This is a genomic window from Gudongella ferriphila (assembly GCF_046224405.1).
Taxonomy (GTDB): Bacteria; Bacillota; Clostridia; order Tissierellales; family Tissierellaceae; genus Gudongella.
In genome coordinates this window covers 15,761-31,571 of record NZ_JBJXRK010000015.1, presented here as the reverse complement: position 1 = coordinate 31,571, position 15,811 = coordinate 15,761, and the positions used below count along the sequence as shown (strand labels likewise).

Below are 15,811 nucleotides of genomic sequence, written 5' to 3'. Positions count from 1 at the left end.
TAACCGTTGCAATTGTAGCCCTCTTTTAACTCCAATAACATAGGAAAAGTAAATACATACATTTGGTCTAGATTATGCTATTCAAGGACCTTATCAACGAATATCTTAACTATCTCAGGGTCGAATTGAGTTCCCGAACACCTTTTCAACTCAGTTATGGCTTCTTCCTTGGTAAACTTGCTTTTCTTATAGGGCCGTGAAGATACCATGGCATCGTAAGCATCTGTAATGCTTATGATTTTGGATTCAAGAGGAATTTCATTCTTCTTTATGCCTTTTGGATAACCGCTTCCATCTATCTTTTCATGATGGTAAAGTACCGTTTTGGCGATATCCTCGTATTCAATGGAAGATTTAAGTATCCTATAACCGATTTCAGGATGTTTCTTAATTTCCGTGTATTCTTCTTCCGTAAGTGCACCTGCCTTTTCAATAATTGAATAATCAATGGCAATTTTACCAATATCATGAAGAAGTCCAGCAGTCTTTAGCAAATTCAACCTATCTTCCTGCAATCCTATTGCTTTACCCAAGCTATATGAAAGATCCCTGACTCTTCTTGAGTGTTCCTCTTCTCTTGGATGCTTTTCATGCAATGTGGAGAGCATGGTAAGGATAACTTCCCTTCTTTTACTCTGCTCAGAGAATATTTTATTCGTATACATTCTGCTTTCCGCTTTTTTCAACACATCTGATAGGACCGTTCTTGAATCTGTCTTGGTATCAAAGCCTATGGCTAAAGATATCGGAATCCCTTCTTCTGATTCCTCTTCAACATTCGCCTTAATCCTTTCCACGATTTCAGCCGTTCTAGTCTTATCACATCTTGGAAGGATTATAGAGAACTCATCCCCTCCAATTCTTGACACCCTATCTTCAGAACTTAGGCTCTTCCTTATTGCCTGTGCAGATTTAATCAAAATTTCGTCCCCTTTATTGTGTCCAAAGGCATCGTTTATAAGTACCAATCCGTTTACATCTATGACTATAACTGAAAGGGGTAAATTTGTTTCCACATCAAGTCTTTCCATTTCATCTTCAAAAAATCTTCTGTTATAGAGACCTGTAAGATGGTCGTGAAGATTCAAGTACTCAATCTCCTTCTGCCTCTCCCTTTTTTCAGTAAAATCCCTAAAAACTATAACCACGCCTGTTACAGTTCCGTTTCTATCTTCTATTAGGGATGCACTATCTTCTATTGGAATTTCCTTGCCTTCTTTTGATATAAGTAGTGTGTGCTCTTTCATCTCAACGGTTTTTCCCAACTCCAACGCTTTTTTTGCAGGATTTTCGCAGTGTTCCCTTGTATGTTCATTAATTATGTTAAGGACCTCTTCCAGTGGTTTGTCAAATGCCTCTTCCTTGGACCAAGCAGTTAGTTTTTCGGCCACATTGTTCATTAAGTTGATTCGACCATTCCTATCAGTGGAAATTATTGCATCTCCGACTGACAGCAGGGTAGTCTTGAATTGCTCTCTTTCTTTGTAAATCTGTGCTTCCATTTCCTTTTGTTGGGTTATCACATCCGTATATATAATAATTCCACCAACTTCTCCATCTTTATTGTACCAGGGCCTTGATTCCCACTTGGTCCAATCAATACTGCCGTCTTCCCTGTAGTAGGGATCCTCTTCTTTACTTACAACCTCTCCCTTTAAGGATCGCTTGTGCACATCTCTCCACTTTTTAGGCAGATCAGGAAAAATTTCATAATGATGCTTACCTACAACATCCTCTCTTTCAATATTATAGCTTTTCAGATATTTTTCACTTACGTATATGTAGTTAAGATCCTTGTCATGAACTGCGACACCACTTGGAGTATGCTCCAAGATATATCTTATCAGGTTGTTGAAGTGAACTGATTCCTGCTCAGCTTTTTTTCTTTCAGTTATATCATTGGCTATGGAACCAAAAAGTACTACCTCATTGTCTTTTTCCTCTATAGGAAAAACTCTGCTTTCATAAACTATTTCCTTATTGTCGACCTTGTAGAATTCTTCCTTGTAAACAGGCTTTTTTGTTTTTCTGATTCTTGAAATTGTGTTCATGAATTCTTCATTTTTTTCAGGAACAACTTCTTTGAAATTCTTCCCGATAAGTTCCTCTCTATCTACTCCTATTAGCCTTGCAGCACTATCCGAAGCATCCACATAATTCCCTTCACCATCAACAATGGTAATTATGCTGACACTGTTTTTCAATAGGGACTGAAATCTATTGATGGAATCCTGACTCCTCTGTTCCATTTTTTTCTTGTCTATGAATAACCCAACCTGTGATGCAAATAGCTCCAGCATATCGTCGCTGGTTTCAATTTGCTCTTTATTGAATATCAAAATGAAGTTACCTATTGTTTTCTCATCCTTTGTTATTATAACTGTAAGGATACTCTCTATTTTAAATATTTTCTCCAATATTGATGTTACTGAACTGGGCAATGCACTGCCCACAAGCTCTTTTAAGGAGTCGACCTTGGTAACTATTGATTTTTCAAACTTCTCGTTTCTACCCTCCTCGTATTTGAATTTCTTGCCAAGGATATTGTATCCGATTATATCCATGGCTTTTTCTATGTTATTTCTGTTCCCTTCAAATCCAACGAGGGTGAAATCCTTGCCGTTCTCATCAAAGATATCGAACATTACATATTCAGCACCAGAAAATTCCTTCATCTGTTGGGAGATCTTTTGATAGTCCACCTCGTTATCCTTGTTTTCAATATATTCCCTAGCATACTTGTTTAGTTTTAGCATTTGATTTTCCTTATAACTTTTGACCATAAAAACCTCCTGATTTGAACTCTGATGATTGTAACTTTACCATACTCATCATCTCGACAAATCCCTCCGCCAGCTCAGAATTGAACCGCTTACCATTAGGCAATCAATATACTTTGAGTATTATATTGTACAACTCTTCCAAGAAACCTTGGTTGAATTTTTCTTCCTCCAGCTGTTGTCTATACTATTTTTTTTACTAATTGTTCAGCTACATGTTTACAGTCAGTATATCATTTGATAAGTCTGTAAACAATATATTGACATATAAGAATGTCTAAAGTAATACCACAACCGAAGAAGAAAACATTTTAACAGTAGAATGCAGTGAGTATAGATCATAAGCAGTAAATCCCACCTCCAATAAGATCTTATTGGAGGTGGGATTAAAATTAATCATCCCTTTTATTCAAAATTGAACCTATCAGAGCATGAACCATTGCAATTGGTACCATCAGACTGCCGACCACAATTACAGCCAACTCATAGCCCAGGCTGCTCCTCTCATCGGGCTTTCCCTTAAACCTGTTTAAAAATGAACCCCAAGGTATTCCAAGGGCATTGCCCATCATAATCGCCCGAATGGCTCCAAGTATACCCTGTGATTTAATTTTACCATAGCTGTGGACAACCCTGTCCCAAGATTCCTTTGAAGGCTTTCCCCTTGAATCGGCATAATGCTGTGCAAACATAACAGCCTGCAGTTCATCCTCTGGTACATCCTCCATGACTCCCGAAAGCATGTTGTGAATTTCTTCGTTGCTCATCCCAGCCTCAAGAGCCATTTTGGTATGGGCATAAGAACAAAGAGGACATCCATTGACCTCAGTTACAGCCAGCATGATCCTCTCCATAAATTCAGAGCTCATCTCGCCCTTGCGCCTCGCTTTTGACATAAGTGGTGCAGTCCTTATACCTTTATATAGTATTGTGTATATTTCTCCCAATGAATATAGCTTTCTTCCAAACTCCATTTTAACCCTTCATTCTGTTTGATTTTATTTATGCTTCTACAATACAGCCAGATCTTCATCCTTGGGATCACATATGAACATGTGTCCTGGTGCATGTGTGATCATAAGCTCCGGCTTGCTTGTCATGGCTATTGATTGCGGAGTTACACCGCATGCCCAAAATACTGGAACCTCGCCATCCTTTATCACGGAAGGATCTCCAAAGTCCGGTTTATTGACATCCTTTATTCCAATCCTTGATGGGTCCCCAATATGGATTGGAGCTCCATGGACAGATGGAAATCTTGATGTGGCCTGTACAGCTCTTGGTACCAGGTTATAGGGAACAGGTCTCATGCTGACTACCATCTTCCCGTGGAAATTTCCAGCGGGTACACAATCCATATCGGTTATGTACATTGGAACATTGTGATTGTCCTCTATGTGCCTGATAGGTATTGATGCATTTATCATTGCTGATTCGAATGAGAAGCTGCATCCCAGCAAGAATCCAACAAGATCGTCTCTCCAATAATCCTTTAGGTTTGAAACCTCGTCAACCAGTTCTCCATGCTTGTAAATCCTATACAGTGGAATATCATACCTTAAATCTGCACCAGGTGCCATCAATTTAGGTTCAGGATCACCCACATCAGTTACGTCCAATATGGGACATGGCTTGGGGTTTCTTTGGGCGAACAGCAAGAAGTCAAATGCCAAATCCTTTGGTACAATAGCCAAGTTAGCCTGGATATGACCTCTGCACATTCCTGAAGTTGGCTTAATCAGTTCTCCAGTTCTAAATAGCTGTCTTACATCCTTAGGTCTTTGATTCGATAGATCCATGTTCAGTTCAATCATGATTTCCCTCCTATTTCCATTTTTATGGCTATAATCCCATTATACACAAAATTCCAAGTTCTATCCACTGAAAGCTTTACTTTTGGATAAGCAAGATCCCTATAAAATAACCTGCAGAGTCTCCAAGCAATAAAGCATAATGGAAACTCCACAGGTAGGTGTTTGATGGTTACTCATACATCAGGGCATCCACCGGTTTTAGTCTTGAAGCCTTGTTGGCAGGATATATTCCAAAGAACATGCCTATAGCCAGAGAGAACAGGAATGAAATGATCAGTATGCTGAATATTATGGTAATTTGAAGGCCCATAATATTGCTGATGAGATAACTTCCGATTATCCCAAAAATTACTCCGATAAGCCCACCAATTCCACTTATGACTGCAGCCTCAATTATGAACTGGCTGAGTATGTCCTTTCTTTTTGCGCCAATTGCCTTCCTTATGCCTATTTCCCTGGTCCTTTCAGTTACTGATACAAGCATTATATTCATTATACCGATTCCACCAACAACAAGGGATATTGCGGCTATTCCTCCTAGCATCATAGTCAGCATTGCCGTAACCTCACCAATTGTCGAGAGCATATCCGTCTGATTAAAGATTCTGTATGCTCCCTGGTCATTGTTGAACATACGAAGAAGAAAGGCCTCCAGTTGAGCCTGCACACCTGCTACTGACTCCGGAGATTCCGCCTGTATGTTGATGCTCTTTATTCCAGGGGACCTGAAAAATCTTTCCGCAGTGGAAACAGGTATTAGTGCCTTATCGTTGCTGCTTCCACCGATTGTACTTTCACTTTCCTCAAGCACACCTATGACCGTAAAGCTGGTTCCATTGACCTTGACCTGTTCCCCCAGGGGACTGGCAAAACCAAAAAGGTCCTGTACAACCTCTGTCCCCAGCAGGATGACCTTGTGTCTGTTTTCAATGTCCAGGAAATGTATAAACCTCCCTGATGAGACGCTCTGTCCTCTTACAGGAGCATAGCCCTCATCCGCTCCCTCTACGGTTATATCAGTGGAGTTCAGTTCATATTTCAGGGTTGCCTGTCCGCTGACAATTGGGGAAATTGAATCAACCCCATCTATATTGGAAATGTCCAGTGTATCTTCATAGTCAAGGGATGTTTGATTCCCAGTACCCATAATGCTTACACTCAAAATATTTGTTCCCATTCCTTCAATGTTTTCAGTTACACTTTCCGTTGTTGCCTGAGCGAGGGTCACCAGGATAATCACCGCAGACGTTCCAATTATTATTCCCAGCATGGTAAGAAAGCTTCTCATCTTGTTTGAAAATATCGAAGCCAGGGCAAGCTTTATGACCATACCGGCTTTCATGCCAGTTTTTTTGCCAAACATCATGCCGACACCTCCTGGCTCAACTCCCCATCTAGAATCCTGATAATCCTCTTGCCGTGGGATGCAACATTCATGTCATGGGTTATCATAACAAGGGTGGTTCCATTTCTGTTAAGTTCCCTCAATATTTCTAATACCTCAGCACCTGACTTGGTATCAAGATTTCCTGTAGGTTCATCCGCCAGGATAAGTTTTGGGTTTCCTGCAAGCGCTCTTGCAATGGCAACCCTTTGCTGCTCCCCACCGGACATTTCTGAAGGTCTGTGATTCATTCTCCCTCCAAGACCCACATCCTCCAAAACCTTGGTTGCTATCTGCCGTCTTGCAGAAGTGGTTTCTCCTCTATAAATCAATGGTAACTCAACATTTTCAATAGCCGTTAGCTTCGGCAAGAGGTTGAACTTCTGAAAAATGAATCCAATCTTTATATTTCGTATCTCTGCAAGCTCGTCTGCGGTATATTTGCTTACCTCCCTGTCCTCAAAATTATAGGTTCCTTCAGTCGGGGTATCCAGACAGCCCAAAATGTTCATAAAGGTAGACTTGCCAGAACCTGAGGGACCGATAATGGATATGAAGTCACCTTCATCAATGTCCAGAGAGACTCCTTTTAGAACCTTCAGTTCAAGCTTTCCAGTCTTATATACTTTTGTTATGTCCTTAAGCTCCAATAGCATCTAATTCCCACCTCCAGAAGGGGCTGTACCCTTTTGTCCACCACCCATTCCTGGGATTCCTCCACCCATGCCTGGTAGCCTTGTCTCCGTTGGCTGTATGGCAGGCTCAGTTTGTGAGGTTGTGAAATACTTTATGATGTCACCTTCTGAAGCCCCTTCCAAAATCTCAACATATGATTCTGAAACCAACCCAATTTTAACAGGTGTGAGCTCACCATCCTGGGCATCGGCCATAATGACAAAGCTGCCTTCACGGTTTGTCTGAACGGCTTCTATTGGAAGCAACAGTGTATCTGTGCTCTTGTCTATGACAATGACTCCCTCCCCCGACATTCCAGGTTTGAGATTTTCAGAACTGCTTAATTTCAAGGTAACATCAAAGGTTGATACTCCGTTTTGCGAGGTTCCCTCCAGTCCTATGTGTGAGACCGTGGCATCGTAAATCTTTCCGGATGCTGCTTCCACACTGACCAGGGCTGGCATACCAATCTGAATCTCATTTATTTGCAGCTCATCAACAGGAATGACTATTTCAAGGTTGTTCAGGTCGGTCACTGTGAAAAGTGTGTTGTTGTTTCCCACCTGTTCTCCTTCGGTTACATTTACAGATGTTACAACCCCAGAAATTGGCGAATATACGGCATAATCATCCATAACATCGTATTTCTCAGAGATTTCCAGGTTTATTTTTTCTATGGAGTTCTGCTGGGAGCTTATCTGCTGGTCGACATTGGAGCTTTCAAGAGTTAGGAGCAAGTCCCCCTTGTTTACAAAGTCCCCATCCTTTATACTGATGGAGGTTACCTTCCCTACAATTCCTGCTACAACATCTCTTTTGTCTGAGTAGCTGAATTCAGATGTTTCATAGCTTCTCAATTCTCCCACCCCTTTTAAAACCGATACTCGTCCCACATCACCAGCTGCCATTGCTCCGGCATTATCCAGACCAACAGCTATCTCATATAGCACTATCCCACCCCCTCTGGTTTGAGGAGTCTCATTCTTGCTTAAAACCGTACCGGAGAATGTTCTCATGTAGGCATCTACCGTTACATTGGCCCTATCCCCTACAGCTATTAGATCATAATCCCCTTTTACATAGTAGCCCTTAACGAGAAGAACGTCACTGTTTGTAATGGTGGCAACTTTAAAACCATTGTTCAGATCATCACCCACATCAGCTGATATATTTTCTATGTATCCTGAAATTGGAGCGTATACATTTAAGCTGGACTTGGTCTCGTATATTCCAGAAAGCTCTGATTGCTTCTGCGCAAGGTCCAGCATCAACTTTTGTATTTCGGAGCTAGTTGAGGAATTTTCATAAAGAAGAAGCAAGTCGCCTTCACGGACCTCCTGCCCTTCTGATACCAATATTTCTTCAATTTTCCCATTGGTTATGGCATTTATTTCCTTCTTTTCACTGGATTGAATAACAGACGAACCACTTGCGGTAAGCTGTATATTTCCTTTTATTACACTTGTCGTAATTGATTGCTCAACTGACTCAGCTGCCTGGGTCCTCATGTCTTGTCTGACAAACCAAAAACCGACCATTATGGCCAGCATTATTAGTACTGCAATCATATATTTGTATCCTCTTTTCACACGATCCACTCCTATAACATATTTTTTCGTTTATTGGTATATACATTGTATATGCAAGAAGTGGACAACATGTGTTTAAATTGTGTTCAATTTGTGAAGATGGTAGATAAATTTGAAATACCAATAAAAACATTCCTTCTGACATTGAATTTTTTTGCATAAAACAAAACGCTGCTTGGGACACTTCGGCCATCTGCAGCGTTTAACTTTACCATTAGCACTGTTCATATACAATGTTTCCCCTTAAGTAACCCAATATTTCCAACTCTTAACTCATTACAGCCCTACCGTCAATGTTTATGGTCTGTCCGGTTATTTCTGAAGCCAGATCACTGCATAGGAACAACACAGTATTTGCAATATCCTGCTCGGTCTGAGGTCTATTTAACGGAATCATACTTTCAATAAATCCATCAAAAACCTCATCTCGGTCAGCTCCCTCTGGAGCCACTCCATCAAGTATCTCTTCCCACATTTTTGTTCTGATAATGCCAGGAGCAATAGCATTTACATTTATATTGTTATGAGCTGCAACCTTGGCAGCAGATTGTGTAAGGCTAATAGCTGCAGCTTTAGTGGCGCAATAATGGGACAATATTTCAAGTCCCTCTCTACCAGCAATTGATGCCACAATAACTATCTTTCCGTCATTGTGGGGTTTCATTTTTTCAATTGCCACCTGGGCAGCATTACTTACGCCAATAACATTTACATCCAGTAATTTCTTGAATTGGTCAACTTTCAGACCCATAAAGGAATCAGTATCAACTATACCAGCAGCATTGACAACTATATCAAGCTTTCCATTACCAAATTCTTCAGCATCATCCAGAAATCTCTTCATATCATCATAATTTGCAACATCCATATTTGTGTACCCTGCTTCATATCCCAGTTACTTCATTTCATTGACAGTCTTTACCGATTGCTCTTCCGTCCTGTTACCTATCCATACCTTGGCTCCAGCCTTTGCCAGGGTCATTGCTATTTCCTTTCCTAAACCTCTTCCTCCACCGGTTATCGCAGCCGTTTTACCAACAAGTGAAATCTCTATTGACATAGTACTCAGCTCCTTTTTATCTTCATACTGGTTACCACATCTTCTCAATACTCACTTCCAATGCAAATCTGTTTAAGATAAACCAGTAATACTAGGAAACATAGGCATTTTACTTTACAGCGCTAATTTGGTATAGCTCGTAGTTTGATTTTAACATCTCCACTATTAAATATCAAATACTCCCATTTCGCAAATTCAATTATCTAAATCCTTCAATCCCTTGAATTAATTGCTCAAAGTAAGAAAGATAATTGTATTTTTGATGGCAAAAAATATTAGAAGAACGTTTTATTTGATATTCCCATAAATTACTATTGGCAAAAACCCACCCATAGTTTAAACTATAAATGGTCTCAAATATAATTTGAATACTTTATCTGAAAGGCGTTGACACTTGTGATAAACATACTCTTAATACTGTTACTGCAACTAATTTATGTACCCATATTAACCCTTAGGACAATATTTCTAGTCAAGAATATGACCATGATAGCAGCGTTTCTTGGTTTTTTGGAAGCCCTTGTCTATGTCTTTGGATTATCCCTTGTCTTTAGCGGTGACCAAGGAACCCTAGCAATGATCGTATATGCAGGCGGATTTGGGGTAGGTATACTTGTGGGTGGATATGTTGAAAACAAACTTGCCATTGGCTATAGTAACTTTGAAGTAAACCTGATGAATAAAAACACCGATTTAATTGCCCGTTTAAGAAACGATGGCTTTGGAGTTACCGTTTATGAGGGAGAAGGTAGAGATAGCAAACGATTTAGGTTAGATATCCTTACCAAGAGAAGCAGGGGAAAGGAGCTAATGGATTTAATAGATGAATATGAACCCCAGTCCTTTGTTATCTCTTACGAACCTAGAAGATTCAGGGGTGGATTCCTTGTAAATAATATGAAAAAGCAAAGAAAGCTTCAACTCAAGAAAGTAAAGACTGATTCTGAACAAGTGGGATAGGCAAGCTTATTATCTCATTTTTTGGAAAAATGATTAAGGCACAAAATCCATATTTTGTGCCTTTAAACTTCACTTTTCAACTTCTTCAACCTTTTTAAGACCTTCAGCAAATCTCCGTTTTCTATTCTTTCAATCAGCGAACCATTAGCAAAATGGTCTTCCCTTAAAATTGCTGTTAATAGTGCCTTTGAAAAAACATAATCTGCATCTCCAAGTTTTTTCATCTCTTCTTCTATGTGTATGGGTGAGGTTGTTAGATTGCTCGCATAATGCCTATCCATTAGATCAGCCCTATATACTGTTTCAAGAAAATCTGATTCGGAATCTATATATTTTTTCCTTAAATCTTTGATGTACCTAAACACCCTATCAGTGCTAGCTTCTTGAATATAACCATCAATATCAAAAGAGTCTAACTTAACATCCTTTTTTAGGTAAAGTGGATGATGAGGATGTCCTTTCTTTGATATAGTTCCTGCACTGAACCATTTGCAATTGTAAGCCTTTGATAGATCAACTATTCTATACAAGCAATTTAACAAATAGTCCTTCCTCGTAATTATTGTCCCCCAGGCTGCCCAAATATCCGGTTGATACTCTTTCATAATTTTTTCTATTTGTTCCAGATTGTTGCAATGGGAATCATAGTCTCTTCTTTCATGTAGATTATTAGGGTCAGTTGCCCTTTGTGGATAAACATTTAACATAATCCATCCATCATAGCCATTGGTCTTTGCGACCCTTTCCACTGACTTCAGTGTATTGTCTAATTTGTCTGGTTCAGCTGTACTAGGGTTTATTCCTATACAAACTAGTGGGTTTTCCCCTTTTACCCCCAGCACATAACGAACTGTATTGTCTTTGTTTTTCTCGTATAACCATCTCAAAGTATCAGCTCCAAGTTCTTGCATCCTAGTCAAAACCATTATTATTGAATAGTTCCCCAACTTTCTTTCTAAAGATTGAATCACTTATATTAAGTAGGTCCTCTTTTCAGGAATAACCCCTCTTACTCCGCCTCTTGGATTCGCAATGTCCCCTACATACCTTGGAATCATATGCATCAATAAGACACAGTTCCTGTCCCTTTATCTCCTGTCCCTTTCATGCCTCATTTTAATCTATTTGAATATTTTTTTCATAATCTTGAAAATATCAAATGATGTCTTCCCATAAACCTTGTTATAGAGGTACTTCCTGGGATTTCTTGCCCATCCATACCCACGAGGCATCTTTAACCCTGCCCTATGGACAAGTTGTCTTTTAATGCTAGTTCTGGATCTAATTCTTTTATTCAAGCTTGGTTTTCTGATCCCAACCTTCAACTACATCCCCTCCAATTTCACACTACTTATTTGCTGTTTTCTATTGCCACACCTACAAGAAAATATGAGGTGATATGTCTATAAAGAACCCAAGTCAAATTTGGCAAAATGTATATCTTCTCTAACATGCGTTATCTCAAAAATATATCAAAAGATAAATTGTTGTGGTCTATAATTATGTCCGCATCCCTGTAGGAATAACTCCTCTTACTCCCCCTCTTGGATTTTCAATGTGTCCTACACAAAGAATAGAAACATGGCTCCTGTCACCTTGTCTTTGTTACCTCCCTTGGAACGAATATACTTGATTTACTTGACTATAAATGAATCCTACACTTCATCCTGATTGAAATAGTCCGTATCAATCTGTTTTATTACATAGGTATCCACCACAGAAACTCCTATATTGTTTTCAATCATAAGTTTTGCAAGATTCTCACCGTCAATTAGAGCTATCTTGTATGCATATTGCATCCCAGCATATTCCTTTGCTTCCTTTGAAAATTTAGCAGTTGTTATGAAGGCCCCTTTCTGAGCTCCATTACCGCTTAACGCACCCACAAACCTTTGAATCTCTGGACGACCCACAGTACTGCTTACATCCCATCTCTTTGCTTGGATATATATCTTCTCAAATCCTAGCTTATCTTCCTTTATAACACCATCAATTCCACCATCACCTGACTTTCCAAGCACCTGACCATTTTTAATTTTTCTGCCACCATATCCCATGCTTACAAGTAAATCTACCACAAGTTTCTCAAAAAAATCCGGTGATTGGTTCATAACCTCATTTAAGACATCATCCATAAGTGCACTAAGAATCGTCTGATATGCATCTTCCAACTGGTCCTGAGGGGACTCCTCATTAGAAGCTATACTTGTAATATCATCCTCATTGTTACTCTTATTTCCACTTCCTTGAAATTCCTGGAACCCTTTGAATTTCTGGAGGTATTTACTGTCTATAATTTCGGGGCCATCCTTCAAAACATCTATTCCCTGAGAAGTTATCTTATACGTGGATCTCTTTGATGATTCCAATAGACCTGCTTTCTTGAGATATGTAATTGCCCATCCTATCCTATTTTTGTATATCAGTTGATTGCCACTTGGAAGCCATTCCTTCATTTCTTCATCTGTCAGTTTGAATCTTTCTGCCATTGAGCTGTAAATCTCTTTTCTAGAATGCTCCTTCTTATCACTCATCATACTTAGAAGTGGCTTCATAAACTCAAAATACTTGGGTATAGACACTATAACACCTCCAGAAATTCCTAATTACAAGTCTCATTTACTTTTCAAACAAACATCCTATTACACTATCTTATACATTCCCTCTTACTAATAAATCCTCTTCTCTGGAATTACTCCTCTTACTCCGCCTCTTGGATTCTCAATGTCCCCTACATACCTTGGGATCAGATGAATATGTAAATGCATCACAGTCTGTCCTGCTGCCTCACCACAGTTAATTCCTACGTTATATCCATCTGGCTTATACTCCTCATCAAGGTATTTCTTGCACTCCTCAACCAGCTTCCAAAGATACTTCTTGTCTTCTTCACGTGCATCAAAATAAGATACAATATGATTCTTTGGAACAATCAACATATGGCCTTCATTTACCGGAAAGATATCAAATATTGCTCTTGCTCCCTCATTCTCAAGTATGATCTTTGAATCATCCAGATTACAGAAAATACAATCCATACACCATTACCTCCTTAATTTAACAGCTACTCAACACCCAATTCTTTCATTTTCTTTTCTAGCCTATTCTTATAAAATTCCTTGGTTCTAAAATTTATTGCATCAATAAAATGGTCCAAGAAGTCCTTATTTCCTGAAAATTCTCCTAGCGCATCATTAAGACACATATTCCCTTCATGGTTGATATAGAAATACTCACTATGAGTTCTAACAAGAAATTTCACTGGATTTCTCTTGGCCAAACTTACATACTTTTCTTTGCCCCATTCTTTGAAATCTTTTGTTGACGAGTCTTTTATCATATCAACAGCATTTGATGATTTGGAATAAAACTTTTTAAAACTCGCAAACAGGTCTTCATCATTTATTTCCATTTTAAGATTCCCATCATTGTAAAAAGCCAATAGAACAGGCATCTTGTATGTCTTTGACATTGAAGTCTTTTCAACCATTTCAACGAAGTCACCAGCAATGGAATCTTTAAGGTCGATTTCTTCAGAACTTAGCTCATCCAAATCATTCAAAAACTCCATGTAACCCTTAAAAGGATTCAAACTTTGGCTTCTCCTGGCTCTAGAGTAAATCTCATCATCCATATGAACAAAAAACTCAGTTCGACTTGGACGATTGTCCACTAGTTCCTTAACCCTATAGTATTCTTGTTCAATCATTCCCCTAATCGAAAGATCTCTTTCTGCAAGCTTTTTAAATATGTCAATTACCTGAAGATCAAAATCTATGTGACAATCTTCAGGATATTCAAACTCCAATACTGGTTTGTTTAATACATCTCCATTACTGTAAGGCTTTCCGCTTAATAAGAACGGTATTAAATTGGCTTTCTTGTAATTTCCTATAAAGTCAATTACTGTTAGCTTATCTTTCTCCCTGCTCTTTCTTAGTCCTCTTCCCAGCTGTTGCAGAAATATTGTTGGGGATTGAGTGGGCCTTAAAAACATTACAAGATCAACACTAGGTACATCTAAGCCTTCGTTAAACATATCCACAGAAAATACTACCCTTAGATCTCCATTTCTTAGATTATTTATGGCTTCGTTCCTATACTGGGTATGTTCACCCTGGTCTCCACTATATACAGCTGCAGAAGGTACTCCTTGTTCATTGAAAAATTTTGCCATATATTCTGCATGAGCTTTTGAAGTGCAAAATCCCAAAGCTTTTTTTGATCTGTACTTCTTATAGTTCTGGAGGATCTTGTCTGCTCTTTTGTGTATTTGCAGAGCTTTTTCAAGGTCCTGATCATTATATCTTCCATTCTTGAACTCAATGGTATCGTAATCAACAGTGTCATCGTGAATTCCATAATAATCAAATGGTACCAGTTCACCTCTGTTTATTGCTTCCTTCAATCGGATCTCATAGGCAACATTGTAATCACAAAGTTCAAATACATCTTTGTTATCCATTCTTTCCGGTGTTGCTGTAAGACCTAGTAGGAATTTAGGCTCAAAATAATCCAAAACTCTTTTGTATGTATCAGCAGCAGCATGATGAAATTCATCAATTACAATATAGTCAAACTGATCTTTTGCAAAGAAATCTTCATTTAGGTAATCCTTCTTGCCAAGGGTATTTACTATTGCAAATACTGCATCCCTGTCGTGCTCCTTGTACTCAGAATAGAACAATCCCGTGCTCTTTTCTGGTGATACATTCTTAAAGCTCGTCAAAGCTTGTTTAATGATTTCCTCTCTATGAGCAACAAACAATACCTTTTCATATTCTCTGGAATCAAATGCAGCAAGGTAAGTCTTCCCTATTCCTGTAGATGCAATAACAAGAGCCTTGTCAAACCCTTCTTCCCTGGTCTTCTTAAGCTCATAAAGAGCCTCTATCTGTGCACCACGGGGTTCAACCATATCTACTACATTTGACTGGTCTCCCTCAAACATATTCTTATATATTTTGGGTCTGATCCAAGATCTTGCATAACTTGCAAGCACCTTGTCATCAACTTCATAAGAATGATTTTCCCAAAGATCCACAAAGCTATCAGCAAACGCTTTGAAATCTTCTTCACTGTTTCTCTTAGCAAGCCTATAGTTCCATTCAATAGAGTTAGTCAGCGCACCCCTAGAAATATTTGAGGATCCAATAAAGACCTCTCCGTCATCCGCATAATGGAAAATATATGACTTTGGATGAAATGATTTATTCTTTTCACTGTAGAACCGAAGGTTAATTCTATCACCCAAAGCATCCCTTAACATATACAATGCTTGAGGTTGTGTAATGCTTAAATAGTTTCCCGTGAGAATCCTAACTTCTGCTCCCCTATCAATCGCCTCCTCAAGATCCTTCACCAACATTTTCACACCTGACTCCATAAGAAAAGAGACAATTATATCAATTCTGCTGGCTCGTTTAATAGACTTCTTAAGCCAATAAGAAAGATAATTGTCTTCATCTCCAGTTATTACATTTAGTGAGTTGTTGTTAATTGGAAGGTTCATAGGATTACCTCCATAGTTTATGCTAATATTAGAGGAT

At 38.9% G+C, this 15,811-nt stretch carries 12 protein-coding genes and 1 pseudogene; 1 reads left to right on the top strand and 12 read right to left on the bottom strand.

Annotation, left to right across the window (positions count from 1 at the left end; all coding sequences use genetic code 11):
• Window positions 1-77 precede the first annotated feature (77 nt).
• From ACKVDP_RS08975 to ACKVDP_RS08945, 7 genes and pseudogenes are all read right to left on the bottom strand, one after another.
• Window positions 78-2,783: a PAS domain S-box protein gene (locus ACKVDP_RS08975; protein WP_409228487.1), complete on the bottom strand. Its 2,706-nt coding sequence runs from the start codon at window positions 2,781-2,783 to the stop codon at window positions 78-80.
• Window positions 2,784-3,172: 389 nt separating this feature from the next.
• Window positions 3,173-3,754, bottom strand: a complete 582-nt coding sequence (locus tag ACKVDP_RS08970; RefSeq protein ID WP_409228486.1) for a carboxymuconolactone decarboxylase family protein — start codon at window positions 3,752-3,754, stop codon at window positions 3,173-3,175.
• Window positions 3,755-3,790: 36 nt separating this feature from the next.
• Window positions 3,791-4,594 carry a putative hydro-lyase gene (locus ACKVDP_RS08965; RefSeq protein WP_409228485.1) on the bottom strand — a complete coding sequence of 268 codons (804 nt, stop codon included), beginning with the start codon at window positions 4,592-4,594 and terminating at the stop codon, window positions 3,791-3,793.
• A gap of 169 nt (window positions 4,595-4,763) precedes the next feature.
• Complete coding sequence (locus ACKVDP_RS08960) at window positions 4,764-5,960, bottom strand: ABC transporter permease (RefSeq protein WP_409228484.1); 1,197 nt, start codon at window positions 5,958-5,960, stop codon at window positions 4,764-4,766.
• Window positions 5,957-6,634 (bottom strand): ABC transporter ATP-binding protein, encoded by a 678-nt coding sequence (locus ACKVDP_RS08955; RefSeq protein ID WP_409228483.1) that lies wholly within the window; start codon window positions 6,632-6,634, stop codon window positions 5,957-5,959. The genes ACKVDP_RS08960 and ACKVDP_RS08955 overlap by 4 nt, the downstream gene beginning before the upstream one ends.
• Complete coding sequence (locus ACKVDP_RS08950) at window positions 6,635-8,242, bottom strand: efflux RND transporter periplasmic adaptor subunit (protein ID WP_409228482.1); 1,608 nt, start codon at window positions 8,240-8,242, stop codon at window positions 6,635-6,637.
• Window positions 8,243-8,510: 268 nt separating this feature from the next.
• Window positions 8,511-9,302: pseudogene (locus ACKVDP_RS08945) on the bottom strand (SDR family NAD(P)-dependent oxidoreductase).
• A gap of 396 nt (window positions 9,303-9,698) precedes the next feature.
• Here ACKVDP_RS08945 and ACKVDP_RS08940 point away from each other — a divergent pair.
• Window positions 9,699-10,262: a DUF2179 domain-containing protein gene (locus tag ACKVDP_RS08940; protein WP_409228481.1), complete on the top strand. Its 564-nt coding sequence runs from the start codon at window positions 9,699-9,701 to the stop codon at window positions 10,260-10,262.
• A gap of 62 nt (window positions 10,263-10,324) precedes the next feature.
• Here ACKVDP_RS08940 and ACKVDP_RS08935 read toward each other — a convergent pair whose 3' ends face one another.
• From ACKVDP_RS08935 to ACKVDP_RS08915, 5 genes are all read right to left on the bottom strand, one after another.
• Window positions 10,325-11,173 carry a DUF1643 domain-containing protein gene (locus ACKVDP_RS08935; protein WP_409228480.1) on the bottom strand — a complete coding sequence of 283 codons (849 nt, stop codon included), beginning with the start codon at window positions 11,171-11,173 and terminating at the stop codon, window positions 10,325-10,327.
• Between the two features lie 210 nt (window positions 11,174-11,383).
• Complete coding sequence (locus ACKVDP_RS08930) at window positions 11,384-11,587, bottom strand: hypothetical protein (protein ID WP_409228479.1); 204 nt, start codon at window positions 11,585-11,587, stop codon at window positions 11,384-11,386.
• A gap of 330 nt (window positions 11,588-11,917) precedes the next feature.
• Window positions 11,918-12,844, bottom strand: a complete 927-nt coding sequence (locus tag ACKVDP_RS08925) for a restriction endonuclease (RefSeq protein ID WP_409228478.1) — start codon at window positions 12,842-12,844, stop codon at window positions 11,918-11,920.
• A gap of 87 nt (window positions 12,845-12,931) precedes the next feature.
• Window positions 12,932-13,300 (bottom strand): HIT family protein, encoded by a 369-nt coding sequence (locus ACKVDP_RS08920; protein WP_409228477.1) that lies wholly within the window; start codon window positions 13,298-13,300, stop codon window positions 12,932-12,934.
• A 26-nt stretch (window positions 13,301-13,326) separates the two neighbouring features.
• Window positions 13,327-15,774 carry a DEAD/DEAH box helicase family protein gene (locus ACKVDP_RS08915; protein ID WP_409228476.1) on the bottom strand — a complete coding sequence of 816 codons (2,448 nt, stop codon included), beginning with the start codon at window positions 15,772-15,774 and terminating at the stop codon, window positions 13,327-13,329.
• Window positions 15,775-15,811: the final 37 nt, after the last annotated feature.

Bases quoted from the DNA above. Each gene is read 5' to 3' on its own strand.
- ACKVDP_RS08955 (WP_409228483.1), bottom strand. From the start codon at position 6,634: ATGCTATTGGAGCTTAAGGACATAACAAAAGTATATAAGACTGGAAAG.
- ACKVDP_RS08960 (WP_409228484.1), bottom strand. From the start codon at position 5,960: ATGATGTTTGGCAAAAAAACTGGCATGAAAGCCGGTATGGTCATAAAG.
- ACKVDP_RS08915 (WP_409228476.1), bottom strand. From the start codon at position 15,774: ATGAACCTTCCAATTAACAACAACTCACTAAATGTAATAACTGGAGAT.
- ACKVDP_RS08920 (WP_409228477.1), bottom strand. From the start codon at position 13,300: ATGGATTGTATTTTCTGTAATCTGGATGATTCAAAGATCATACTTGAG.
- ACKVDP_RS08965 (WP_409228485.1), bottom strand. From the start codon at position 4,594: ATGATTGAACTGAACATGGATCTATCGAATCAAAGACCTAAGGATGTA.
- ACKVDP_RS08970 (WP_409228486.1), bottom strand. From the start codon at position 3,754: ATGGAGTTTGGAAGAAAGCTATATTCATTGGGAGAAATATACACAATA.
- ACKVDP_RS08935 (WP_409228480.1), bottom strand. From the start codon at position 11,173: ATGCAAGAACTTGGAGCTGATACTTTGAGATGGTTATACGAGAAAAAC.
- ACKVDP_RS08975 (WP_409228487.1), bottom strand. From the start codon at position 2,783: ATGGTCAAAAGTTATAAGGAAAATCAAATGCTAAAACTAAACAAGTAT.